The following is a 7,666-nucleotide window of genomic DNA, read 5'->3' as shown; positions in this document are numbered from 1 at the left end:
TTATTTTTAAAATTCATTTAATTTTATCTATAATATTAAAAATAGAAATGAATCAATTAGATTGATCCTGATAAGACTAAAATTACGTTTGCAATTATTGCAGAACCAAGGTAAGTTCCAGTAATCACAACTAAAGTAATAAGAATTCCTCTCCAACCAATCTTTTTAAACTCTCCCCAGTCTCTACCCATTGCTATACCAACATAAGCTAAAAATGCTGCACAGATTGTAGTTAAATCAACTTGAGAAGCATAATGAGCCACAAAATCAGCGGTTGGAACTCCTGGAATTGCAAAAATCATACCAATTATACATATTAAGATGATTGATGGTATATGAAATGGAATGATTTCTCCAACACACAAGCCTATAAATGCAATGCCTACAATAACAAGCATTCCAATTAATGAATCAACAAATGTAGCATGATTGCCAAAAGCATTTCCGATAGCAACAATTACTGAAAATATTAAAAACACGGTAACAATTTTAGGAAGGTTATTCATTTTCAATCCAAATGGATTATTTCCATCGTCTTCATCCTGAATGATGCCATCAAACTCAACGGCATGACCTTTGCATAAAATCGGAGCTAACCATGAATATAATTTTTCTGTAAGGGGCAATGAAATAAATATGAACATGTAGATACCAAAAGCGGATGAAAGAACATTACTGCATCCTGCAAAAGCTTCTAACTGAGTAGCCATGGAGGGGTATAAATTCACTAATGGAACTAAACCTGCGGCGTTCATGCTTGCACTTCCTACACCAGATGCCATTGCATATGCATATGGATGTAACGGCAGGAGTGAGACACATAGGCTTGCAAAGAAACTCATATATAAAGCACCAATGATGGTTCCTACGATATAAATAAATAAAACTCCACGTGACTCTGGAGATGAAATTCCATATCTGTCAATAATAATTGCTACATTGGGGTCACGACAAATTGAACTTGTCATTCCAACAGCTTCTCTTCTAAAACCTAAAAGTAAAGCAACAGGCAATGCTATAATAGTACAGATGTCCCCAAATAACTGTAAAATCAAGGCAGGACCTACATTAAAAATCATATAGATGGACTGTCCACTTGAAATAGCAAGTTTGGATATTATGTCACCAAGAAGTATGGCCATGATTCCTTCAGCAATTTTAGATTCTTCATCACGGACCCATTTAAAATGTTTTGACAAATAGACAGCCATTCCGATAACAATTGAATATGTTATAGGCAGTAATAGGAAACTGACGTTGTCTGTTATTTTAATCTCCCTAACTCCAATGTATATTGAAATAATAAGTATAATTAATGCAATAAAATGTAACTTATACTCTTTCCATCGAGGGCTCTTATCAATTCCTCCGTCGGGTTTTTTCCTATCTTTATCCAGTTTAAATCTTTCAGAATAGGGATTGGTTTTAGAAATAAAAAAATCCTCCTGATTTATTAATTGCCATATATTTTTTGTTTTTTAAAAATAGCACGTTTTTATTTGTTATTATTTATTTAAATAGTTTTTTATACTCAGATTAAAATATGCCAGTTTTTATGACCCTATGATTTAATGAACTAAATTAAACATAAAAATTAATGAATTTGTATATTTTTGTTATCTAAAATAAAGTAGTCCCGAGCGGAGTCGAACCGCTATCTTTGGGTCCAGGGCCCAAAAGGATTGCCACTACCCCACGGGACTATGTAATTATTTTTAGAAATCATCATATATAAATTAAATTTTTAAAAAATTAGTATATAGAGAAAAAGTAGTACAACTCCTCCAGAATAATAATTAATTAAATTTATTTTACTACACCAACATTAACCTGAAAGATAAGAAAATTAAAAATACCTTTCAAAAAAAACAATACAAATCCAAAAAAAACCAAACGATTATTTTTAAACTGAATATATCCCAATGGTCAAATCTAGAACCAAAATTGAAAAAAAGGGTGAAAACATGGCTATTTCAAAGGCTCCTGTAAAAAGAATTATTCAAGAAGCAGGTGCTGAAAGAGTAAATGCTGATGCAGTAGATGCATTAGTTGAATACTTAGAAGATACGCAGAAGAAGTCTCTAAAAAAGCAGTTATATATGCAAAATATGCAAAAGAAAAACTGTAAAAGCAGAAGATATTGATTTAGCTATTGGTAAAATTCTAGAATCCCCCGAAAATAAACAAAATATTTTAAACATAATTAAAGACGTATTTGATGCTGCATAAGAAGGAAAAGGCATTGAAGAAATCATCAAGTCATTGATGAAACTGGATAAATGAAAATGAACAATCAAAGACTATGAATAATACAATATAAACATTATATTGATTTAATCCCCTAGTTTTAATTATTTGTAAGTATTTTCTTGCAAATTATTTATTTTTTTAAGATTAATAGCTATTTTTTATCCTAACTATTTTTTGTTTAGTATATCCACATTTCTTTCTTTTCAAGCATCTTTCAAAAAAAATCCCCTTAAAATATAAATAATATTCATAATATAAAACTAATTATAATAAGGATTAGTGAAAAAATGAATATCAAATTAAGCCATAATATGCAGCTGTTAGTTTTGTTTACTTTAGCCTCAAGCCTAGTATGCATAGCCCAATCCATTATTACAACAGGTGTCGTATATTTGATGAGTGACTTTTCTGTCTCATCAACACAAGCGCAGTGGTCCTATTCAGTATTTCTACTTGTAGTAGGAGTCATGATTCCTCTGAGTGCTTTTATATCACGCAGATTCAGTGCAAAAGCAATATTTTTCTTTTCATTGTTCATATTCCTTTTAGGATCAATAATCTGTTATTTTTCAACTTCCCTGATTGTTCTGATTATTGGTAGAATTCTTCAGGCAATTGGAAACGGTATTATAATGCCATATGTTCAGATTTTGCTCCTGAGAATTATACCTGAAGAAAAATGGCAGACATATATGGGACTATACGGTTTGGTAATTGCAATAGCCCCAGTCATCGGTTCTTTTTTAGGAGGATTTGTCATAACATTATATGGCTGGAGAGAACTCTTCTCATTTTTCACAATAGCCACGATAATTCTATTAGTTTTAGGCATGATATTTGTAAAAGACAATACCCCTACTGAAGATTACCCTCTTGACTATCTGTCTGTTGTATTGTCAATAATTGGATGTGCAGGCATAATGCTTGGTTTTACAAATGTTGCAGATTACGGATTTACACATCATATGGTAATCTTGCCGATAATCATAGGAATTATAACTTTAACATTATTTGTAAAACGCCAATCAAAATTAGAAAAGCCTTTAATTAACTTATCCATACTTAAAAACAGGCATTTCTTAGTGGGCACAACATTTATCTGTATTCTTTTTTCATGTTTAAATGGATGTACTGCACTTATTCCAATATTCATTCAGGGAATAGCTTACAATTCTGCAATCTTTTCCGCTTCAGTACTCCTGCCCGGCGGATTATTGATAATTATCTTTAATATCATAGGCCCATTACTTACAAATAGAATAGGAATAAGAAAGGTACTCATTATGAGTTGTATCTTTTCCATAATAGGATTTGGAAGCATGATGTTCTATACTCAGGATTCCTCCTTTGAATTTATGACCATAACTCAGTCAATCCGTTTTATCGGTGTAGGTTTGGCTCTGATGCCTGCCACAACATGGACTATGACCATGGTATCCGATAAGGTAGAGGACGGAACTGCAGTCAACAATACATTAAGACAGATTTTTGCCGCTATCGGCTCATCAGTGGTAGTTGTCATAGTGGCCATTTTGGCAGGAGGCACAATAGACCACAATCATGCTTCAGTTGTGGCATTCAATCAGACTTCATTTATTCTGCTTATTTTGCATGTTGTAATGCTTATCTTGACAATCCTATTTATTGATGATAAGGAAAAAATTGATAATTCAAATTTTAATGAATTGTGAATGAAAGTATCTGATTAGCATTATATATTATGAAATACAATCTTTAATTATAATATTAATATTAACAGTTGTTTTACTCACATTTTAAAAGAAAATAATATAAATCAGATAATGCTGCGGTAAAAAAAACTTATAAACAACTAAAAGGGAGCCTAATATATGGATAATAAAAAAATAATTATAATTTGCATAATACTTTTAATCATTATATCAGGCATTATTATAGTACTGCTAACTACAGTAAATTATGAAAGAATTTATATAACACCAAATGGAACAAGCATAGAAGTTCCCGCCAATCAGACCAAATATGGCGGAGATTTTCAAGGCGCTAAAATATGGAACTGGGAGAAGGGAATATTAGTTACATACAATAGTAATGCCAACAGAAACATTTTCAAAGTAGTGCCTGAAGTAGGTTTTAATACCATTAATGATTTACTAACAAAAAATGGAGAAAAACAAACTATTGACGGATTTACCTGTTATATGATAAATGCCGACGAATTATTAGAAATCCATGTATTCGATTTCATTAAAGTAAATTATAAGGGCAAATTTTATTGCATTCCATTATCTAATGAAACTACTCACGACAATATCCTAATCTGCTGCAACGACAAGAACATTGCAGTCCATATGGCAAAATCAGTACAGTACAAAAATGTTTATCCAAACAATACCGATTTAAACACTACCCTTTCCAGAGCAGGAAATATAAGTGGAGACCTACTGTCAAATGCAAGAAATTATACAAGCAATATGAGTTTAAGTGATATTGAATCCATAGTTCAAGGAGAAACGGGAATTAATTTGAATGATGCCAGAAACGGAATAGTAAGTCAAATGAGTAAAAGGATACCTACATAATAATCCATAATATCCGAACTATCTCATTTGTAGGATTTGAGATAGTTCAATTCTTTACCAACACCATAGAAACTGTTAAAATTCATCAAAACCCATAACGCAATCATTTTTCAATTCCACATATTTATCATAATATTTTCTGGCTTTTTTTAAGTCACTTATTGATTTATAATACAATACCAGTCAAAGAAAAGGCTCCAGACTAGACTGATTTTTTAAATGAAGATGTAATAAATATTGTGTATAAGCTATTAATAAAATGTATTAACATGAAATGCCCATGAAAATTATTATATTCATTAAATTAAAGATTAAATAATATGTTAGAACTAGAAAAACTATTAGAAATTTTCAACAATGGAAAAACATTAATAATGGATGAAGAAGGGGCAGAAGCCTGCAATTATTATTCACAGGAAGCCCAAAAAATAACCTGCGATATCAATTATCAATACCACGAATTTGAAGAAATAAGAGAATTATTCTCTAAATTAATTGGAAAAGATGTTGATGATGAATTCAGAATTTTTCCACCATTTTACACTGATTTCGGAAAAAACATACATCTTGGAAAAAACGTTTTCATTAACTCTGACTGTAAATTCCAGGATCAGGGCGGAATTTACATCGGCGATGATGTGTTGATTGGACATAATGTTGTTCTGGCAACATTAAACCATGAAGAAGATCCTGAAAAAAGAGGCAATTTATGTCCCGCACCAATCAATATTGGAAATAAAGTCTGGATCGGTTCCAATGCTACAATACTGCCCGGAGTTACAATTGGCGATGGAGCAATCATTGCAGCAGGAGCAGTTGTGACAAAGGATGTCAGTGAAAAAACAGTGGTCGGCGGTGTTCCGGCCAAATTCATTAAAAAAATTGATTGAACATTCCGCCAATATAATGAACTATAGCATGAATTATTTAAGCAGGCATTATTCAAAACAGCAAAATCATGAAATGAACATTTAATTTAAACAAAACTGAATGAAAAATACATCTTTCTAACTCATTAAATGTAAGTAGACAATTAATTAAGACAATTTCTTTTGAACTTTTTCACTTTCAAGTTCCTTAATTGCATTGGATGAAATCCACCTGCAGGTCTTATCATCAATTTCTGAGATTTCATAAGCAACATCCAATGCTTTTCTATTACATTCAATGTCACGTTTGCCAATTTGTCTTAAAGCCCAATTAACTGATTTTTTAACAAAGTTTCTATTATCAAAAGCAGCTTTTTTAATTAATGGAAAATACTTATCAAAATATGCTGATTCAGCATTCTTATCACGAACTGCAATAACCGCAATCAAACTGAAAGCAGTTCTTTTAACGAATTCCTTTTCAGATTCACACCATATGAAAATGTTATCTCGAGCTTCCTGCAAATCAACCAGTAAGTTAAGACAGGCCTGATCTACAATATCCCATGAATAGAATGAATTAACCCATTCGTTCAATTGTTTAGAAGTGACTTTCTCTTTTTCTTCTATCATTGTAGCAAGCAAATGAGATTCATGATAGGGATGATTCCATAGTTCAATAGCTAAATCATGGTCTTTTCCAATTTCTTTAGCTAATTTTCTAATAACAGGAAGTCTAATACCATATGAATACTCACATCCAATTGCAAATCTTTTATTGGAATTGACAACGTTTTCATCAGATATTTCTTCAAAATAAGCAATGACCTCTTGAAAATTCATATCATCCATCCAAAATAGCTTCCCTAACCTTTTCAACCGCAATTTCTTTTTTTGCAGGATAAGCAGCAATTTTTATTTTAAGATGAATTGAATCACCGGAATCAACAATAGTCAATTTTTCATCCATGGCATCAGCTTTATCAAATCTTAAAAACCAGTTTCCTTTTTCATCGATTTTTCGCTCTAAATCAGCATTTAATTTATCCAAATCCACGGATTCCAAAAGCAAGTTAAAAAAAGCTTTGGTGTATCTTTTCTTAGAAACAACACCTGATAATATAATTATTTTATCTTCAGTCAAACCTTCAGCCTCTTCTGCTTCTATTTCGGCTTCAGGCAGAATATTTAAAATAGCTTGTGACAGTTCTTCAACATCTTCGTTTTCATAAACAAAGACTCTAAATTTTATATTATGTATCATGAAAATCAAAAAAGAGTAGTAAAAAAGAGAGATTATAAATCTCTTCTTCTTGCTTGTTCACTACCTTTTCCTTTAGATTTTATTCCACGTCCTTTGTTACCAGCACTAGTTAAGCCTCTTAAAGCTCTGTTAGTGTGTTTTTTGGAGCAAATCCAATTGATTTTTTTATCGTTGATGATAGAAGGACTTTGTGGATCTACTAAAATAACTTCGTAGTATTTATATTTACCGTCAGACCATACCCAGTAAGAGTTTAATACTTCTAAGTTAGGGTATTTTTTACCTACTCTTTCTTCAGCAATTCTTTGAATAGATTTTGCTTGAGTGATTTTGTTTACACCCATTCTTTTAGGTTTACGACCGCCTTTGAAACGTGATTTTCTTCTTCCACCACGTCTTACTCTGGTTCTTACTAAAACGAAACCTTTTTTAGCTCTGTAACCTAAACTTCTAGCTCTGTCTAATCTAGTAGGTCTGTCGATTCTTTGTACTACTTTTTGACGTCTCCATTTTGGAGCTCTTTGCCACATGAGTTCACGTACGTAGGACTCATCTGGGTTTTTCCAAGCATCTCTAATATATTTATACATAAATTTCACCTTTTTTTGTTCAGCTATAAAAGCCACATCCAATGGGAACTTATCCCAAAAAAAGCAAACTGCTAAAATTTTAACAGTAATAAAATATTTGTTTTAAGTACATATAAAGTTAATGTTTTTTAG

Annotated in this window: 8 protein-coding genes and 1 tRNA gene; 4 read left to right on the top strand and 5 right to left on the bottom strand. The window is 31.6% G+C overall.

Annotation, left to right across the window (positions count from 1 at the left end):
* Positions 1–56: 56 nt before the first annotated feature.
* Together ACKI3Q_RS09390 and ACKI3Q_RS09385 are read right to left on the bottom strand one after the other, a co-directional pair.
* Positions 57–1,295, bottom strand: coding sequence for a DUF3100 domain-containing protein (locus ACKI3Q_RS09390; protein WP_407416331.1), 1,239 nt, complete (start codon positions 1,293–1,295; stop codon positions 57–59).
* Between the two features lie 336 nt (positions 1,296–1,631).
* Positions 1,632–1,703, bottom strand: a tRNA-Gln gene (locus ACKI3Q_RS09385).
* Positions 1,704–1,964: 261 nt separating this feature from the next.
* Between ACKI3Q_RS09385 and ACKI3Q_RS09380 the strand changes: the two genes are divergently transcribed.
* The 4 genes from ACKI3Q_RS09380 (at position 1,965) to ACKI3Q_RS09365 (ending at position 5,701) form a co-directional block, all read left to right on the top strand.
* Positions 1,965–2,144 (top strand): histone-like protein, encoded by a 180-nt coding sequence (locus ACKI3Q_RS09380; protein WP_407416330.1) that lies wholly within the window; start codon positions 1,965–1,967, stop codon positions 2,142–2,144.
* 393 nt (positions 2,145–2,537) lie between these two features.
* Positions 2,538–3,941: a DHA2 family efflux MFS transporter permease subunit gene (locus ACKI3Q_RS09375; RefSeq protein ID WP_407416329.1), complete on the top strand. Its 1,404-nt coding sequence runs from the start codon at positions 2,538–2,540 to the stop codon at positions 3,939–3,941.
* A 159-nt stretch (positions 3,942–4,100) separates the two neighbouring features.
* Positions 4,101–4,811: a hypothetical protein gene (locus ACKI3Q_RS09370; RefSeq protein WP_407416328.1), complete on the top strand. Its 711-nt coding sequence runs from the start codon at positions 4,101–4,103 to the stop codon at positions 4,809–4,811.
* 320 nt (positions 4,812–5,131) lie between these two features.
* Complete coding sequence (locus ACKI3Q_RS09365; protein WP_407416327.1) at positions 5,132–5,701, top strand: sugar O-acetyltransferase; 570 nt, start codon at positions 5,132–5,134, stop codon at positions 5,699–5,701.
* 147 nt (positions 5,702–5,848) lie between these two features.
* Here the strand turns inward: ACKI3Q_RS09365 and ACKI3Q_RS09360 are convergent, their stop codons facing one another.
* Genes ACKI3Q_RS09360 through ACKI3Q_RS09350 form a run of 3 tightly spaced genes read right to left on the bottom strand, consistent with a single transcriptional unit; the run spans position 5,849 to position 7,534 of the window.
* A complete protein-coding gene (locus tag ACKI3Q_RS09360; protein ID WP_407416326.1) occupies positions 5,849–6,523 on the bottom strand; it encodes a DNA alkylation repair protein in 675 nt (224 codons plus the stop codon).
* Position 6,524: 1 nt separating this feature from the next.
* On the bottom strand, positions 6,525–6,944 hold the full coding sequence (locus tag ACKI3Q_RS09355; RefSeq protein ID WP_407416325.1) for an RNA-binding protein: 420 nt from the start codon (positions 6,942–6,944) through the stop codon (positions 6,525–6,527).
* 32 nt (positions 6,945–6,976) lie between these two features.
* Entirely contained in the window at positions 6,977–7,534 is a 558-nt protein-coding gene (locus ACKI3Q_RS09350; RefSeq protein ID WP_058738852.1) for a 50S ribosomal protein L15e, read from the bottom strand.
* Positions 7,535–7,666 lie beyond the last annotated feature (132 nt).

The organism is Methanobrevibacter sp. (assembly GCF_045636185.1).
Lineage (GTDB): Archaea > Methanobacteriota > Methanobacteria > Methanobacteriales > Methanobacteriaceae > Methanocatella.
The sequence above is the reverse complement of the archived record's forward strand: the minus strand, read 5'-3'. Positions and strand labels throughout refer to the sequence as shown.